19 protein-coding genes are annotated in these 14,681 nt (G+C 73.9%); 11 read left to right on the top strand and 8 right to left on the bottom strand.

The window, feature by feature from the left end; translation table 11 throughout:
- Window position 1 precedes the first annotated feature (1 nt).
- Window positions 2-1,216 (bottom strand): FAD-dependent monooxygenase, encoded by a 1,215-nt coding sequence (locus ACIQR3_RS18110; protein WP_403539760.1) that lies wholly within the window; start codon window positions 1,214-1,216, stop codon window positions 2-4.
- A 138-nt stretch (window positions 1,217-1,354) separates the two neighbouring features.
- Here ACIQR3_RS18110 and ACIQR3_RS18115 point away from each other — a divergent pair, with 138 nt between their 5' ends.
- Window positions 1,355-1,804, top strand: coding sequence for an SRPBCC family protein (locus tag ACIQR3_RS18115; RefSeq protein ID WP_215167164.1), 450 nt, complete (start codon window positions 1,355-1,357; stop codon window positions 1,802-1,804).
- A gap of 12 nt (window positions 1,805-1,816) precedes the next feature.
- Here ACIQR3_RS18115 and ACIQR3_RS18120 read toward each other — a convergent pair whose 3' ends face one another.
- Complete coding sequence (locus ACIQR3_RS18120) at window positions 1,817-2,500, bottom strand: ribonuclease H (protein ID WP_403539763.1); 684 nt, start codon at window positions 2,498-2,500, stop codon at window positions 1,817-1,819.
- 190 nt (window positions 2,501-2,690) lie between these two features.
- Window positions 2,691-3,182, bottom strand: a complete 492-nt coding sequence (locus tag ACIQR3_RS18125; RefSeq protein WP_403539766.1) for a VOC family protein — start codon at window positions 3,180-3,182, stop codon at window positions 2,691-2,693.
- A gap of 118 nt (window positions 3,183-3,300) precedes the next feature.
- On the opposite strand from ACIQR3_RS18125, the gene ACIQR3_RS18130 reads away from it, so the two are divergent.
- The 3 genes from ACIQR3_RS18130 to ACIQR3_RS18140 all read left to right on the top strand — a co-directional run bounded on the left by ACIQR3_RS18130 (window position 3,301) and on the right by ACIQR3_RS18140 (window position 5,871).
- Complete coding sequence (locus tag ACIQR3_RS18130) at window positions 3,301-4,515, top strand: epoxide hydrolase family protein (protein ID WP_403539767.1); 1,215 nt, start codon at window positions 3,301-3,303, stop codon at window positions 4,513-4,515.
- A 109-nt stretch (window positions 4,516-4,624) separates the two neighbouring features.
- A complete protein-coding gene (locus ACIQR3_RS18135) occupies window positions 4,625-5,266 on the top strand; it encodes an ATP-dependent Clp protease proteolytic subunit (protein ID WP_403539770.1) in 642 nt (213 codons plus the stop codon).
- Between the two features lie 2 nt (window positions 5,267-5,268).
- Complete coding sequence (locus ACIQR3_RS18140) at window positions 5,269-5,871, top strand: ClpP family protease (RefSeq protein ID WP_403539772.1); 603 nt, start codon at window positions 5,269-5,271, stop codon at window positions 5,869-5,871.
- Between the two features lie 65 nt (window positions 5,872-5,936).
- Here the strand turns inward: ACIQR3_RS18140 and ACIQR3_RS18145 are convergent, their stop codons facing one another.
- Window positions 5,937-6,317, bottom strand: a complete 381-nt coding sequence (locus tag ACIQR3_RS18145) for a helix-turn-helix domain-containing protein (RefSeq protein WP_403539773.1) — start codon at window positions 6,315-6,317, stop codon at window positions 5,937-5,939.
- 189 nt (window positions 6,318-6,506) lie between these two features.
- On the opposite strand from ACIQR3_RS18145, the gene ACIQR3_RS18150 reads away from it, so the two are divergent.
- A complete protein-coding gene (locus ACIQR3_RS18150; RefSeq protein ID WP_403539776.1) occupies window positions 6,507-7,424 on the top strand; it encodes an RNA polymerase sigma factor SigF in 918 nt (305 codons plus the stop codon).
- Window positions 7,425-7,494: 70 nt separating this feature from the next.
- On the opposite strand, the gene ACIQR3_RS18155 is transcribed toward ACIQR3_RS18150, so the two are convergent.
- A complete protein-coding gene (locus ACIQR3_RS18155; protein WP_403539779.1) occupies window positions 7,495-7,947 on the bottom strand; it encodes an ATP-binding protein in 453 nt (150 codons plus the stop codon).
- A gap of 180 nt (window positions 7,948-8,127) precedes the next feature.
- Between ACIQR3_RS18155 and ACIQR3_RS18160 the strand changes: the two genes are divergently transcribed.
- The 4 genes from ACIQR3_RS18160 (at window position 8,128) to ACIQR3_RS18175 (ending at window position 10,626) form a co-directional block, all read left to right on the top strand.
- Window positions 8,128-8,274, top strand: a complete 147-nt coding sequence (locus tag ACIQR3_RS18160; protein ID WP_403539781.1) for a hypothetical protein — start codon at window positions 8,128-8,130, stop codon at window positions 8,272-8,274.
- Complete coding sequence (locus tag ACIQR3_RS18165; protein WP_403539783.1) at window positions 8,271-8,858, top strand: PRC-barrel domain-containing protein; 588 nt, start codon at window positions 8,271-8,273, stop codon at window positions 8,856-8,858. The genes ACIQR3_RS18160 and ACIQR3_RS18165 overlap by 4 nt, the downstream gene beginning before the upstream one ends.
- Window positions 8,855-9,271, top strand: coding sequence for a PRC-barrel domain-containing protein (locus tag ACIQR3_RS18170; RefSeq protein ID WP_403539784.1), 417 nt, complete (start codon window positions 8,855-8,857; stop codon window positions 9,269-9,271). The genes ACIQR3_RS18165 and ACIQR3_RS18170 overlap by 4 nt, the downstream gene beginning before the upstream one ends.
- A gap of 77 nt (window positions 9,272-9,348) precedes the next feature.
- The gene (locus tag ACIQR3_RS18175) at window positions 9,349-10,626 is read left to right on the top strand and encodes a streptophobe family protein (RefSeq protein WP_403539786.1); all 1,278 of its coding nucleotides are present in this window, start codon (window positions 9,349-9,351) and stop codon (window positions 10,624-10,626) included.
- Here the strand turns inward: ACIQR3_RS18175 and ACIQR3_RS18180 are convergent.
- Window positions 10,590-11,075, bottom strand: a complete 486-nt coding sequence (locus ACIQR3_RS18180; protein ID WP_403539789.1) for a carboxymuconolactone decarboxylase family protein — start codon at window positions 11,073-11,075, stop codon at window positions 10,590-10,592. The two genes, ACIQR3_RS18175 and ACIQR3_RS18180, sit on opposite strands and share 37 nt — an antisense overlap.
- A 137-nt stretch (window positions 11,076-11,212) precedes the next feature.
- Between ACIQR3_RS18180 and ACIQR3_RS18185 the strand changes: the two genes are divergently transcribed.
- The gene (locus ACIQR3_RS18185) at window positions 11,213-12,106 is read left to right on the top strand and encodes an RNA polymerase sigma-70 factor (protein ID WP_403539792.1); all 894 of its coding nucleotides are present in this window, start codon (window positions 11,213-11,215) and stop codon (window positions 12,104-12,106) included.
- Window positions 12,107-12,112: 6 nt separating this feature from the next.
- On the opposite strand, the gene ACIQR3_RS18190 is transcribed toward ACIQR3_RS18185, so the two are convergent.
- Entirely contained in the window at window positions 12,113-12,523 is a 411-nt protein-coding gene (locus ACIQR3_RS18190) for a hypothetical protein (RefSeq protein WP_215167151.1), read from the bottom strand.
- Window positions 12,524-12,687: 164 nt separating this feature from the next.
- A complete protein-coding gene (gene mgrA / locus ACIQR3_RS18195) occupies window positions 12,688-13,680 on the bottom strand; it encodes an L-glyceraldehyde 3-phosphate reductase (protein ID WP_403539795.1) in 993 nt (330 codons plus the stop codon).
- Window positions 13,681-13,791: 111 nt separating this feature from the next.
- Here mgrA and ACIQR3_RS18200 point away from each other — a divergent pair, with 111 nt between their 5' ends.
- Entirely contained in the window at window positions 13,792-14,676 is an 885-nt protein-coding gene (locus ACIQR3_RS18200; RefSeq protein WP_403539797.1) for a LysR substrate-binding domain-containing protein, read from the top strand.
- Window positions 14,677-14,681: the final 5 nt, after the last annotated feature.

Consider the following 14,681-nt stretch of genomic DNA (forward strand, 5'->3'; position numbering starts at 1 on the left):
GTCATCCGCCGTCCTTGGCGAGGACCCTGGTCTGGGCGAGGCGGGCCATCTTCGGGCCCAGCCGGCGCTTGGCCCGGCGCAGCGGCGCGAGCCGTCCCGCCGCCCGGTCGAGCCGGTAGTACAGACGGGGCGGGACGTGCGGCAGCAGGGGTGAGTGCCGCTGTCCGAGCAGCGCGAACATCTGCTCGGGCGGCAGGGCGAGGTAGCGCGGCAGGTTCTCGTAGAACCGGGCGCTGTAGCGGGCGGCGCTCTGCACGGGGAGCAGGGCCGCCCGGCGTTCGGCCTCGTAGCGGGCGAGGGCGTCCGGCACGGCGGAGTGCTCGCGCAGGGCGGTGGCCAGGGCGATGGCGTCCTCCAGGGCCAGGGTGGTGCCGGCGCCGATGGAGTAGTGCGTGGTGTGGGCCGCGTCGCCGAGCAGGACCAGGTTGCCGCGCGACCAGACGCGGTTGGTCAGGGTGCGGAAGGGCTGCCAGGGGAGGGCGCCGCCGGCGGCCGGCCGGGCGATCAGCGGATGGCCGTCGAGGACGTCGGCGAAGAGCTTCTCCAGCAGCACCAGCCCCTCCCCCTGGTCCGCCCGGTCCAGGCCCAGGCCGGTCCACGTCTCGGGCGCGCACTCGACGACGCAGGTGCTGTGGCCGGGACCGAAGCCGTAGCCGTAGGCCCAGATCCAGCCGTGGTCGGTCGCCGTGAAGGCGAAGGTGAAGGCGTCGAAGACCTTGGTGGTGCCGAGCCAGAGGTAGCGGTTGCGTCCGGGACGCACCTCGGTGCCGAAGTGCCCGGCGTGCCGGGCGCGCAGCGCGCTGCCCACGCCGTCGGCCGCGACGACCAGGTCGGCGGCGGGCGGCCGGTCGGCGCCGGCCTCGTGCCCGTACTCCAGCCGTACGCCGAGCGAGCGGGCCCGGGCGGCGAGGATCTCCAGCAGCCGGTGGCGCCCGATCCCGTGGCCGGTGTCCCCCCGGTGACGCGCCGTCAGCGCTCCGACGTGGGCGACGCCGTCCCGCCAGGTCACCGAGTGCTCCTCGACGGCGCGCGCCGACTCGGGGTCGTGGTGGTGGAGCCGGTCGAGCAGGGGGCGCCAGTAGGTGACGCCCCAGCCGTAGGTGGAGCCCTCCGGGTCTCGTTCGTGCACGGTGATGTCGTGCCGGGGGTCGTCCCTCTTCAACAGGATCGACAGATACAGCCCGGCGGGCCCGCCACCGACACAGGCGATCTTCACGCACCCTCCTGAAATACCGCAAAACGGTCATATGGTCCGCAGGGTAACAGTGAAGTGACGGGCGATCAGGGGATTCGCCCCGCGGGCCCCGGGTACCCGGACCGTCCACCCGACGAAAGCCGAAGGAGGCAGTACCTGATGTCGCAGGTCGAGGAATCCATCGAGGTCGGCGTGCCGGTCCACACCGCGTACGACCAGTGGACCCAGTTCGAGTCGTTCCCCGAGTTCATGAGCGGGGTCGAGCGCATCGAGCAGCGCACCGACACCCTGACGCACTGGGTGACGAACGTGAACGGGGTGCGCCGGGAGTTCGACGCGCGGATCACCGAGCAGATCCCGGACGAGCGGGTCGCGTGGACCACGGTCGCCGGTGAGACCGAGCAGGCGGGGGTCGTCACCTTCCACCGCCTCGACGACGACCACACCAAGGTGATGCTCCAGATGGAGTTCCGGCCGGACGGCGTCGCCGAGAAGGTGGGCGACAAGCTCGGGGTCGTGCAGCGGCAGACCAAGGGCGACCTGGAGCGCTTCAAGCACTTCATCGAGCGGCGCGGCCACGAGACCGGGGCCTGGCGCGGCGTGGTGTGACGCGCGCCGCCGCTACCCGGCCGCCGCGGTGCGGCACTCCGGGTGGCCCCAGCCCTTGTCGTTCTTGGCGATGGACTCGCCGGCCGCGTAGGAGCGTCCGCACAGGCAGCGCCCGGCGAACTTGGCCTTGATCGTCCGTGCGGAGCCCCCGCCGCCCTTCCGGGCGGTGGGGGCTTTGCGGCGCGGGGCCTTGGCCGGGGTGTCCGGCGCGGGCGGCGGCTCGGGGGAGCCCAGGGTGCTGCCCGCCGCCTCCTGGACGACGGCCGCGTGGCTGGCGGCACGGTCGGCGAAGTCGTTGAGCCGGTCCCCGTCGACCTGGTGGGCCGGAACGTAGCGGAACTCGACCGAGCGGCCGTCGAGCAGCTCGTCGATGCGGACGACCAGCTCCTGGTTGGCGACCGGCTTGCCGGCCGAGGTCTTCCAGCCGTTGCGCTTCCAGCCGGGCAGCCAGGTGGTGACGGCCTTCATCGCGTACTGGGAGTCCATCCGGATCTCCAGCGGCACCGCCGGGTCGGTCGCGGCCAGCAGCCGCTCCAGCGCCGTGAGTTCGGCGACGTTGTTGGTGGCCCGCCCCAGCGGGCCGGCCTCCCAGCGGTCCGGGGTCTCGCTCTCGTCCGCGACGACCCAGGCCCAGGCCGCCGGGCCGGGGTTGCCCTTCGAGGCCCCGTCGCACGCGGCCACAACACGTTCACGCATGGACTCGATGATGTCATGACCGGGTACGGGGGCCCGCCCGGGTCCCGAGCCTCGACGGCCGGCGGTCAGGAGAGGTCCGCGGCCTCCGGCAGCTCGCGCCCTGCGGGCCGCACGGCGCCGCGCACCGGCCGGAGGCCGAGTCCGTCGGCCCGGCAGCGGGTTCCCTCGGGTCGTACTGGCGGCCGACGCGTCACCGCTCCCCGGCGAAGGCCTGCTCCAGGGCGGCGATGTCCAGCTTGCGCATCGACTCCATCGCCTTGTTCGCGCGGGCGGCCTTCGCCGGGTCGGGGTCGGCGAACATCTCCATGAGCCGGCGCGGCACGACCTGCCAGGACACCCCGAACCGGTCCTTCACCCAGCCGCAGGGCCCCAGCTCGCCGCCGTTCTCGGTCAGCCGGGCCGAGTAGTGGTCGACCTCCTCCTGGGTCTCGCAGGTGACCTGGAAGGAGATCGCCTCGGTGAACCTGAACTCGGGTCCGCCGTTGAGCGCGACGAACTTCTGCCCGTTGGCGGTGAACTCGACGGTGAGCACCGTGCCGGCGGGACGGTGGCCTCCCTCGGGGTAGTGGGTGATGTCGCCGACGTGGGAGTCGGAGTCCTCGAACACCGAGACGTAGTACTGGGCGGCCTCCTCGGCCTGGTCGTCGAACCACAGGCACGTGGTGAATCCGTCGCTGGTCATCGGTACCTCCTGGGCGCGTGGAACGCGGTCATCTGTGTCGACCGGTGCGAGGCCGGAAACTCATCGCCGCCCGGCAATCCCTTCGACCGGGGCGGGCCCGCGTGCCTACCATCCCGCCGTGCTCTCCTTCCCGCCCGCCGACGACGGCGCCCTCCGCCCCTTCCGCCTCGACGTCCCGCAGCGCGACCTCGACGACCTGCACGACCGCCTGGACCGCGCCCGCTGGCCGGACCAGCCCGCCGGCGCCGGATGGGCCTACGGGGTGCCGCGGGACTACCTGCGGGAGCTGGTGCGGTACTGGCGCCACGACTACGACTGGCGGGCCGCCGAGGCGGAGCTGAACGCGTGGCCGCAGTTCACCACCACCATCGACGGCGCCCATGTGCACTTCGCCCACGTCCGCTCCCCCGAGCCGGACGCCACGCCGCTGATGATCACCCACGGCTGGCCGGGGTCGATCGCCGAGTTCCTCGACGTGGTCGGGCCGCTGACCGATCCGGCCGCGCACGGCGGCGACCCGGCCGACGCCTTCCACGTCGTGGTGCCGAGCGTGCCCGGGTTCGGTCTGTCGGGGCCGGCGCCGGACACCGGCTGGGAGGCGGGCCGGATCGCCGACGCCTGGGCCGAGCTGATGCGGCGCGTCGGCTACGGCCGGTACGGCCTCCAGGGCGGCGACTGGGGCGCGGCGATCTCCCGCGAGCTGGGCCGGGTCCACCCGGAGCGGGTGATCGGCGTGCACCTCAACCTGCTGCCGGGCGCCCAGCAGGCCACCGAGCCGACCGCCGCGGAACTGGACGCCCTCGACCCCGCGGAGCGGGAGCGCACCCTCCGGTCCTGGCGCCGCTGGGCGGCGTGGTCCCGCGAGGGCACCGGATACGCCGCCCAGCAGTCCACCCGGCCGCAGACCCTGGCGTACGCGCTCACCGACTCCCCCGTCGGGCAGCTCGCCTGGATCGTGGAGAAGTTCGCCGAGTGGACGGACTCGGCCGGGCTGCCGGAGGAGGCGGTGGACCGCGACCGGCTGCTCACCGGCGTGATGCTCTACTGGCTGACCGGCACCGCCGGTTCGTCGGCCCGCGTCTACTACGAGCGGGCGCACGCCACCGGCCGGGCCGCCGCCCCGCACGAGCCGTCCACCGCGCCGACCGCGGTCGCCGTTTTCCCCGCCGACCCGCAGATCCCGCTGCGGCACAAGGCCCGGCGTACCGAGAACCTGGTGCGGTGGACGGAGTTCGACCGGGGCGGGCACTTCGCGGCGCTGGAACAGCCCGAACTGCTGGTCGGCGATGTGCGGGCCTTCTTCCGGCAGTTCCGCGAGGGGCGGGCCGGCTGACCGCTCTGCCCTCGGCGAATCTGCCGCGGGCAGAGAAAGCCCCGGCCGGGGCGGTCCCGGGCCGACAGTGGGGACGACGGCACGATCCGAACGGAGCGAAGGAGCGCCGATGTCCCCATTCACCACCCGTCCGCTGCCGCGAGCGCAGGAGGGCGACACCCTGCCGAGCCGGTTCGACGACCACCTCGCCGCGCAGTTGCTCGCCCAGCGCATCGTCGTGCTGGGCACCCAGGTCGACGAGGTCTCCGCGAACCGGGTCTGCGCCCAGTTGCTGATCCTGTCCGCCGAGGACCCGCGCACCGACATCAGCCTGTACGTCAACAGCCCCGGCGGCTCGGTCCACGCGGGGCTGGCCATCTACGACACGATGCGGCTCATCCCCAACGACATCTCGACGCTCGCCGTGGGATTCGCCGCCAGCATGGGGCAGTTCCTGCTCAGCGTGGGCGCGGCGGGCAAGCGGTACGCGCTGCCGAACGCGCGGATCATGATGCACCAGCCGTCGGCGGGCATCGGCGGCACCACCGCCGACATCGAGATCCAGGCGGACAACCTGGAGTTCACCAAGCGGACCATCGAGCGGATCACCGCCGAGCACACCGGCCAGACGCCGGAGACGATCTCCCGGGACGGTGACCGGGACCGCTGGTTCACGGCCGAGGAGGCCAGGGAGTACGGGATCGTGGACCGGGTGGTGGAGTCCCTCGCGGACGTCCGCCCGGCCGTCACGCGGCGACGGATGGGGCTGTGACCATGGGGACGTACACCATTCCGAACGTCGTGGAGCGGACCCCGCAGGGCGAGCGGTCCTACGACGTGTTCAGCCGCCTGCTGGCGGAGCGGATCATCTTCCTCGGCACCGAGATCGACGACGGCGTCGCCAACGTCGTCATCGCCCAGCTCCTGCACCTGGAGTCGTCGGCGCCGGAGCACGAGATCTCGGTCTACCTCAACTCCCCCGGCGGCTCGTACACCTCGCTGATGGCGATCTACGACACCATGACGTTCGTACAGGCGCCGATCTCGACGTTCTGCGTCGGCCAGGCGGCCTCCACGGCGGCGGTGCTGCTGGCGGGCGGCGATCCCGGGCGGCGGTTCGTGCTGGAGCACGCGCGGGTGCTGCTCGGCCAGCCGGCCAGCGGGGGCCGGCAGGGCACGGTCTCCGATCTGGCGCTCCAGGCGAAGGAGATGGTGCGCATCCGCTCCCAGGTCGAGGAGGTGCTGGCCCGGCACACCGGTCACGACGTCACCGCGCTGCGGGCGGACATGGACCGCGACAAGGTGTTCACGGCCCGGGAGGCGGTGGCGTACGGGCTGGCCGACGAGGTGCTCGGCCGGCGGCTCGTGACGGTCTGAGCCGCGCGGTCCGGCGCCCCGCCGGGGAGGGCGCCGGACGCGCGGGGCGGACGGCTTCGGCGGGGTCAGGCCGCCAGGCAGAGCCCGTCGTGGCGGGAACGGGTGCCGCCGCGGCCGGTGGCCGAGGGGCGGGCGGTGACCCGGACGAGTTCGCCGTGGACCCGGGTCAGCAGATCGCCCAGGCCCAGGCCGAGCGCCCGGGCGGCGGCGGCGAGCACCTCCGAGGAGGCCTCCTTGCGGCCTCGCTCCACCTCGGACAGGTACGGCATGGAGATCCGGGCCGCCTCCGCCACGTCCTTCAGGGTCCGTTCCTGGGCGAGGCGTTCACGCCGCAGGACGTCACCGACCAGGTCGCGCCAGAGCGGCTCCCGGGAGGAGGGGGCCGGGTCCGCGGCGGGCGGGCGCAGGGGAATGACACGGGCTTGGTCCGGTGTTCGGCTGCTCACCTTCCCAGCCTAGGAGCGACCGGCGGGAGGGTTAAGGGGCCCGCGTTCCGCCCTGAGGGAAATCGGGGCCCGCGCGCCGCCGGCACCGCTGGTGTGCGGGCGGGCGGCGGCGGATATCCTGAGCGGGCGGTACCGGGCCATTTGGGCGGCATGTGCCGGCGCGACCCGGGTGTCCGCACCCCCGGACGGATGCAGGGAGGCGTCGAGACCGTGACTTTCGTGGCAGAGGCGAGGGACACCGCCGTGGTCCGGCCGCGGGCACCGCGCGCCGGGGAGACCGCGGACGGGGCGTTGCCGCCGGGTGCGGTGGACGGCCGGTCCGTGGCGCCGCGTGACGCGCGGGAGCTGTCCCGCCAGTTCTTCCAGCGGCTGTCCGTGCTCGAGGAGGGGACGCGCGAGTACCAGTACGCGCGGGGCACCCTGATCGAGATGAACATGTCGCTGGTGCGGTTCGCCGCCGGCCGGTTCCGTGGCCGCGGCGACGACATGGAGGACGTCGTCCAGACCGGGATGATCGGTCTGATCAAGGCCATCGACCGGTTCGAGCTGTCGCGCGAGGTGGAGTTCACCTCCTTCGCGCTGCCGTACATCGTCGGCGAGATCAAGCGCTTCTTCCGGGACACCACCTGGGCGGTGCACGTGCCCAGGCGGCTCCAGGAACTCCGCGTCGAGCTGGCCAGGGCCCGTGAGGAGCTGTCCAGCCGGCTGGACCGCGAGCCGACCGTCGCCGAGCTGGCCACGCTGATGAACCTCAGCCCGGAGCAGGTGATCGAGGGGCAGATCGCCGCCAACGGCTACCACTCCTCGTCGCTGGACGCCGCGCTCACCGGGGACGGCCCCGAGGGCGGCGAGTCGGTCCTGGCCGACTTCATCGGCGTGGAGGAGGACGGGCTGCGGCTCGTCGAGGACGTCCACTCGCTGGCGCCGCTGATGGCCGCACTCGGCGAGCGCGACCGGCGGATCCTGCACATGCGGTTCGTGGAGGAGGCCACCCAGGCGGAGATCGGCGAACGGCTCGGCTGCACGCAGATGCACGTCTCCCGGCTGATCAAGCGGATCATCGCCCGGCTGCGCGAGGGCATGCTGGGCGAGCTGGACCGCGCCTGAACGCACGGCGGGGCCCGTCTCCGCGGGCCCCGGAACCGCCTTCAGGCGGGCTCGTCCGGTGCGGGCGGGCTCACTCGGTGAGCGGGACGACCGCGCGGACGCGCTTGCCGACCGGGACCCGTTCCACGACGAGTTCGCCGGCCAGGGCGTGCACGATCTCCAGGCCGTGCCGGCCGATCCGCTCCGGGTCGCGGGGGAAACGCTTGGGCAGCGCCGCGCTGCTGTCGTAGACGGAGACCGTCACCGACGTGTCCGTGCCCTCCAGCTCCAGGATGTAGGGGCCCTGGCTGTGCCGGTCGGCGTTGGTGACCAGTTCACTCACCACCAGGAGCACCGCGCCGTCGGCGGGGCGGCCGATCGTGGCGCACCACTCGGTCCTCAGCTGCTGGAGGAAGAGCGAGGCGAAGGAACGCGCCTCGGCGATGCATCCGGGCTCGCCGGTGTAGTGTGCCGCCCGCCGTAGCGGTTCCACGGGCACGTCGAAACCAGTCGGTATCACTGCCCCGTCCAGGTGGTCGATCATGCGTTTCTCTCTCGGAAGCCGGACTGGCCGGACGCTGCTGCACCAGTCCTGGTACCCCGCCGTCGGCCGTGCATGTCCCTTCATTCTGACTGCGGGAATTGTCACAGCCGCACGGGGCACCCGGTCCGTGACCGGAGCCGTCGCGCAGCGGCGGCCGGGGCGGAACGGCGGAGGTGGACCGTGGCCTGGTGGACGTGGCTCGTCGTGGTGGTCGCGGTGCTGGTCGCCGCGGCGCTGTTGACGCTGGCGGTACAGGCCCGCCGGCGGTCCGGCACGGTCGTCGCGGTGCGGTCCGGGCGCCGGTCCGGCGGGAAGGGCGTGCGATGAACGAGCTGATGGCCGCGCGGAGTCTGACCACCCGGCCGGTGGTGACCCTGGGCGGTGACGCGGTGGCACAGGTCAAGGACACGGTCTTCGACGCGGAGGCCGGACGGATCACGGGTTTCACCCTCAGCGGGCGGGGCCTGCTGTCGGGCCCGCTGCGGGAGAGCCTGCCCTGGCCCGCCGTGCACGCGCTCGGCCATGACGCGGTGCTGGTCCGGGACCGGCGGGAGCTGGCGGAGACGGCCGCCGTGATGGCCCGCCGGGAGGCGGCGCAGGGCCGGGTGCTGGGGGCGAGGGTGCTGACGGACGCGGGCACCGACGTCGGCACGGTGCTCGACGTGGTGGTCGAGGGCGGTGGCAGTGGCCGGGTGGTCGGCTTCCGGGTGGCCGCGAGCAAGTCGCTCGCGCCGGGGTCCCGGCGCCGCCGGCGCCAGGTCTACGTGCCGCGCGGTGAGACCCTCGCCGTGTCCGGGCGGGCACTGGTCCTGCCCGCGGACGCCGTCCGCCATGTCGTGGGGAGTCTCGACGAGCTGGCCGCTCTGGCGGCCGGTGGCGTGCCGGGCCACCGGAGGGAGCCCTCGTCATGACGCTGTTCTCCGAGATACGGGGGCTGCCGGTACTCACCCTGACCGACGCGGCGGAGCTGGGGGCCGTGACGTCCCTGGCCGTCGACGCCGGCTCGGGCACGGTCACCCACCTGAGGCTGCGCGGCCGGCGTCCGCGCCGGGAGACGGTGCTGCCCTGGGCGGCGCTGCACGCCGTGGGGCCGGACGCCGTCCTGGTCCGGTCGGCGGGCCCCGCCGACCCGGTGCCGCCGCCGCACGACCCGGTGGGCAGCCGGGTGCTGACCGACGCGGGGGACGAACGGGGCACGGTCCGGGACCTCGTCTTCGACCCGGACACCGGCCGGTTGCTGACGGTGGTCACGGCCCACGGGGACATCCCGGCGGAGCGGCTGCTGGGGCTGGGCGACTACGCGCTGGTCGTCCGGGCCGGATGAGGCCGCGCCGGGCGGCGGACGACTCCGTGCGCCGCGCCCGGCGGGCGGGGATGACGGGCGCTGCTTAGCGTGGCGGGGTGAGTGTGCGCACCCCCTCCGACCACGGCTGGCCAGCGGCCCTCGGCACGGTGCTGGCCGGGCTGGCCGTCCCGTTCGCGGTCGCCGCGCTCGGGCTGTGGGCGGCCGGCGCGGCCGACCTGCCCGACGGGGCCTTCTGGCCGGTCGTCGCGGCGGTCCTCGTGACCGCGCTGGGCGGGGCGGTGGAACTGTCCGGGGACGCCGGGGAGCTGGCCGGCGCCGGGGCCGGGCTCACCGTGATGCCGCTGTCGGTGACGCTGGCCGGGGCGCTGGTGGTGGGACGGGGCTTCCTCGGGCCGCTGCGCCGCCGCACGGTGGCCGACGCGCCGGAACTGGCCCGCTGGGCCGGCCGGATCGCCGTCCTGTGGCTGCTCGCCCTGCTCGCCCTGGCCCTCGCCGCCCGGCACACCTTCGAGGTCTCCCTCGGCGAGGGGTGGCTGGACGACCTCGGTGACCTGTTCGGCGTCTCCCCGACCGTCGGCTTCACCACGGACGTGCCGCTGACCGTGTTCTCCGGCCTGCTGTGGCTGGCGGGCGTCCTCCTCGTGGCGCTGCTGGTGGCGGGCGGGGCGCCGCTGTCCGGGCGGCTCGGGCGGCTGCGGTCGGCCGCGCGTCCGGCGGCGTACGCCATGGTCGCGCTGCTGCTCGCCTGCGTCGCGGTCGGCGCCGTCGTCACGCTGGTCGTCGCGGCCACCCGGGGGCGTCCGGCGCAGACCCTCGCCGTGGTGCTGCTCGGGCTGCCCAACCTGGCGTGGCCCGCGCTGACCATCGGCATGGGCGGCACCTGGAACGGGCGGGTGGAGGGGCCGTTCGGGCTGCCGATGCCCCGCGTCCTGGACGAGGTGCTGCGCACCCCGGACGTCTCGAACGTCAACCTGGGGACGCTCACCGGCCAGGACGGGCGGGCGTGGTGGCTGCTGGCCGCCGCCGCGGTGCTGCTGCCGGCCGCCGGGTGCGTGCTGGCGGCGCGGTCGCCGGCCGGGACGCCGGCCTGGCGGGACGCCGTGCGGATGGCCTGCGCGCTGATGGCGACGGTGCTCGTGATCGGTCTGGTGGGCCGGGTCTGGGCGCAGTACGGCCTGTCGCTGCTGGGCCTCGGCGACCTGGGCGGCGGGCTCTCCGGGGAACTGTTCCTGCGGCCGCGGCTGTGGACCGTGGTCGGCCTCGCGGCGGGGTGGGGGCTGGCCGCCGGGTTCCTCGGCGCGCTGCTGACGCGCCTCGGAACCCGGCGTCGGAGGGATCAGTCGAACGCGGCGGCGAACGCCCCGGGCTCGTAGGAACCGCCCTTCTGACGGGTGATCACGGCGAGCCGGTTGGCCGCGTTGATCAGCCCGACCAGGCAGACCAGCGCGGCGGTCTGATCGTCGTCGTAGTGCTTGCGTACCAGCTGCCAGGTCTCGTCGGACACGCCCTGGTGGGCGTCGGCGAGCCGGGTGCCCTCCTCGGCGAGGGCCAGCGCGGCCCGTTCGGCCTCGGTGAAGACGGTGGACTCGCGCCAGGTGGCGACCAGGCTGAGCCGCACCGCGCTCTCCCCGGCCGCCGCGGCCTCCTTGGCGTGCATGTCGACGCAGTGGCCGCAGCCGTTGATCTGACTGGCGCGCAGCGACACCAGTTCCTGCGTGGACCTCGGCAGCGGCGACTGCTGGAGCACCACCGCCGTGCCCGCGAACCGCTTGGCGAACTTGGCCGCGATCTCGTTCTCGAACAGGTTGAACCGGGTTTCCATGGCGTCGTCCTCACTCGTGTCCGTGCGTCGGATGCCCACAGGACGCCGGTGCTCCGTTCCCTGTGACGTGGCGGAAATGTGACGTGCGCCACCGGCCGGTGCTGTCACGGAACCGCCCCGGCCGGCGTCTCGGGTACGTGACGACAGAACACAGCGACCGAGCCACCGAGGCGTTCGTCGCCCACCGCAACCTGCTGTTCACCGTGGCCTACGAGATGCTCGGCTCCGCCGCCGACGCGGAGGACGTGCTCCAGGAGACCTGGCTGCGGTGGGCGGGCGTCGATCTCGGCGAGGTACGGGACCCGCGGGCCTACCTGGTCCGCGTCACCACGCGCCAGGCACTGAGCCGGCTGCGCGCGCTGGGCCGCCGCAAGGAGTCCTACGTCGGCTCCTGGCTGCCGGAGCCCCTGCTGACCACCCCGGACGTGGCCGAGGACGTCGAACTGGCCGACAGCGTCTCGATGGCCATGCTGCTGGTGCTGGAGACGCTGGCGCCCGTCGAGCGGGCGGTGTTCGTACTGCGCGAGGTGTTCGCCCTGGAGTACGGGGAGATCGCCGACGCCGTCGGCAAGAGCCCGGCCGCGGTCCGGCAGATCGCGCACCGGGCCCGGGCCCATGTCGCGGCGCGCCGGCCGCGCGGGACCGTCTCCCCCGCCGACACCCGGGACGCGCTCGCCGCGTTCCGGCGGGCGGTCGAGACGGGCGACCTGCAGGGCCTGCTCGACATCCTCGCGCCGGACGTCGTACTGCTGGGCGACGGCGGCGGAGTCCGGCAGGCCGTCCTGCGGCCCGTCGACGGCGCCGACAAGGTGGCCCGGCTGCTGCTCGGCGCGCTGGGCCGGCTCACCGCCGAGGTCTCGCTGCGGCCGGCGCAGGTCAACGGCCACCCGGCGCTGGTCGTGCGGCTCGACGGCGGCTTGGACAGCGTGGTGGCGGTGCGCGTCGACGACGGCCTCATCACCGGCCTGTACGCCGTGCGCAACCCCGAGAAGCTGTCGCGCATGGAGCGGGAGACGGCACTGCGCCGGTGACGCCGGTCAGGCGACGGGCACCACCAGGGCCGGGCCGGTGCGCTGCATGCGCAGGGCGTCCACCGACTCGGCGAGCAGTTCGTACTCGGTGGTCTCGTCGCTGGTGGCGACCCGCACCAGCCGCCCGGCGGCCAGTTCCTCGCCGACCAGTTCCTGCTGCACCACGTCGGCGCACCAGGCGCGCAGCGCCCGCGGGACGTCCGGGGCGTCGTCGGCGACCGGGGTCAGGGCGCCGCGCGGCAGGTGCGGCCGGTCGGGCTGCGGATCGAGCCGCTCGGCGATCCAGAAGGCGCGGTCGCGCAGCCACCACAGGGCGAGGGCGAGGGTGGGCGCCCGGTAGGTCCCCAGGGGGACGCCGATCCGTCGCCCGTCACAGACTCCGTACGCGGTGACATGGCACAGGAACTCGTCGTGCACGTCTCCCCTCCCCCGTCGCGTGCGTCGTGCGCTGTGGGTGAGGGCGCTGTCGCGTGGCGTGATGCGCCCTAGGAGTCGAGTATGTTCACTGCTGAACCACTGTCACCACGTCTTTCCGGCCAGTCTCTTGGCATATTCACAGCTTCGACTGGCCGGAACTCCGCCTAGGCTGCGACGAGTTCGTCGATCCGGGCCAGTTCGCCGGCGTCGAAGTCCAGGTTGCCGACGGCCGCGACGCTGTCCTCCAGCTGCGCCGGGCTGCTCGCGCCGACCAGCGCGGAGGTCACCCGGCCCCCGCGCAGCACCCAGGCCAGGGCCATCTGCGCCAGGGACTGGCCGCGGGACGTGGCGATCGAGTCGAGCGCGCGCAGCTTGGCGACGAGGTCCTCGGTGACCGCGTCCGAGTTCAGGAAGGGGCTGTCGCTCGCCGCCCGCGAGTCCTCCGGGATGCCGTCGAGGTAGCGGCCGGTCAGCAGGCCCTGCTCCAGCGGGGAGTAGGCGATGGAGCCCACCTCCAGCTCGTCGAGCGTGTCCAGCAGGCCCTCGCTCTCCGGGCGGCGGTCGAGCATCGAGTAGCGCGGCTGGTGGATCAGCAGCGGCGTGCCGAGGTCGGCGAGGATGCGCGCGGCCTCCCGCGTCTGCTCCGCCGAGTAGTTGGAGACGCCGACGTAGAGCGCCTTGCCCTGTTGCACCGCCGAGTGGAGGGCGCCCATCGTCTCCTCCAGCGGAGTCTCCGGGTCGGGGCGGTGCGAGTAGAAGATGTCGACGTACTCCAGGCCCATCCGCTTCAGGCTCTGGTCGAGGGAGGACAGCAGGTACTTGCGCGAACCCCACTCGCCGTACGGGCCGGGCCACATCAGGTAGCCGGCCTTGGTGGAGATCACCAGCTCGTCGCGGTACGGCGCGAAGTCGGCCTTCAGGGCCTCGCCGAGGGCGGACTCGGCGGCGCCGGGCGGCGGGCCGTAGTTGTTGGCCAGGTCGAAGTGGGTGACGCCGAGGTCGAAGGCGCGGCGCAGGATGGCGCGCTGGGTCTCCACCGGGCGGTCCGGGCCGAAGTTGTGCCACAGGCCGAGCGAGAGCGCGGGGAGCTTGAGGCCGCTGCGTCCGGTGCGCCGGTAGGGCAGGGTCGCGTAGCGGTCGGGGTGTGCGGTGTACAACGCGTCTCCAGAGGGGTCGGTACGACGGAACCGGCTCCCACTCTCGCGCCGGTCCCGGCGAGTGGTCCAACAGGAGAATCCGATGGGATTCAGCGACTACGCTTCTCAGTCGTGGAACTTCGCCATCTCCAGCACTTCGTCGCGGTCGCCGAGGACCAGCACTTCACCCGGGCGGCGGAACGCCTGGTCGTCTCCCAGTCGGGCCTGTCGGCGTCCATCCGGGCGCTGGAGCGGGAGCTGCGGGCACCGCTGTTCGTCCGCACCACCCGCCGGGTGACGCTGACCGAGGCCGGGCGGGCGCTGCTGGGCGAGGCGCAGCGCATCCTGGCACAGGTGCGGGCGGCGCACGAGGCGGTCGCCGCGGTGCAGGGCGTGCTGCGCGGCACGCTCTCGGTGGGCACCGAGCAGTGCATCGCCGGGGTGCCGGTGGCCGGGCTGCTGGCCGGTTTCCGCCGCCGTCACCCGGACGTGGAGATCCGGCTGCGGCAGGCGGGCTCCGGCGAGCTGGCGGAGGAGGTCGCCGCGGGCCGCCTCGACCTGGCCTTCGCCTACCGGATCCAGCCGGACAGCGACCGGCTGCGCTCGGTGTCGCTGTCGGCCGAGCCGATGACCGTGCTGTGCCACCCGGGTCACCACCTCGCCGGGCGCGGCGCGGTACTGGCCCCCCGCGACCTGGCCGACGAGGTCTTCGTCGACTTCCACCCGGACTGGGGGCCGCGCCGCGTCACCGACACCGCGTTCGCCGCGGCGGGCGTGCGGCGCACCGTCGCGCTGGAGGTCAACGACGTGCACGGGCTGCTCGATCTGATCGACGAGGACCTGGGCGTCGCCGTCGTGCCGCGCCACTTCCGGCACAAGCGGGCGTCCCTGACCTCGCTGCCGCTGAAGGAGACCGACGACGTGCTGTACGAGACCGTGGCCCTGCTGCCGCCCCCGCAGGCCACCAGCCCGGCCGCCCGGGCGCTGATGGCGCTGCTGGAGACGAGGAGCGCCTGACGGAC

This window comes from Streptomyces sp. NPDC090994, assembly GCF_044768905.1.
Classification (GTDB): Bacteria; Actinomycetota; Actinomycetes; order Streptomycetales; family Streptomycetaceae; genus Streptomyces.

What these genes read in the sequence shown, in the direction of transcription:
- ACIQR3_RS18115 (WP_215167164.1), top strand. Translation starts at nt 1,355, where the DNA reads ATGTCGCAGGTCGAGGAATCCATCGAGGTCGGCGTGCCGGTCCACACC.
- ACIQR3_RS18120 (WP_403539763.1), bottom strand. Translation starts at nt 2,500, where the DNA reads ATGCGTGAACGTGTTGTGGCCGCGTGCGACGGGGCCTCGAAGGGCAAC.
- ACIQR3_RS18125 (WP_403539766.1), bottom strand. Translation starts at nt 3,182, where the DNA reads ATGACCAGCGACGGATTCACCACGTGCCTGTGGTTCGACGACCAGGCC.
- ACIQR3_RS18135 (WP_403539770.1), top strand. Translation starts at nt 4,625, where the DNA reads ATGTCCCCATTCACCACCCGTCCGCTGCCGCGAGCGCAGGAGGGCGAC.
- ACIQR3_RS18140 (WP_403539772.1), top strand. Translation starts at nt 5,269, where the DNA reads ATGGGGACGTACACCATTCCGAACGTCGTGGAGCGGACCCCGCAGGGC.
- ACIQR3_RS18150 (WP_403539776.1), top strand. Translation starts at nt 6,507, where the DNA reads ATGCAGGGAGGCGTCGAGACCGTGACTTTCGTGGCAGAGGCGAGGGAC.
- ACIQR3_RS18155 (WP_403539779.1), bottom strand. Translation starts at nt 7,947, where the DNA reads ATGATCGACCACCTGGACGGGGCAGTGATACCGACTGGTTTCGACGTG.
- ACIQR3_RS18165 (WP_403539783.1), top strand. Translation starts at nt 8,271, where the DNA reads ATGAACGAGCTGATGGCCGCGCGGAGTCTGACCACCCGGCCGGTGGTG.
- ACIQR3_RS18170 (WP_403539784.1), top strand. Translation starts at nt 8,855, where the DNA reads ATGACGCTGTTCTCCGAGATACGGGGGCTGCCGGTACTCACCCTGACC.
- ACIQR3_RS18180 (WP_403539789.1), bottom strand. Translation starts at nt 11,075, where the DNA reads ATGGAAACCCGGTTCAACCTGTTCGAGAACGAGATCGCGGCCAAGTTC.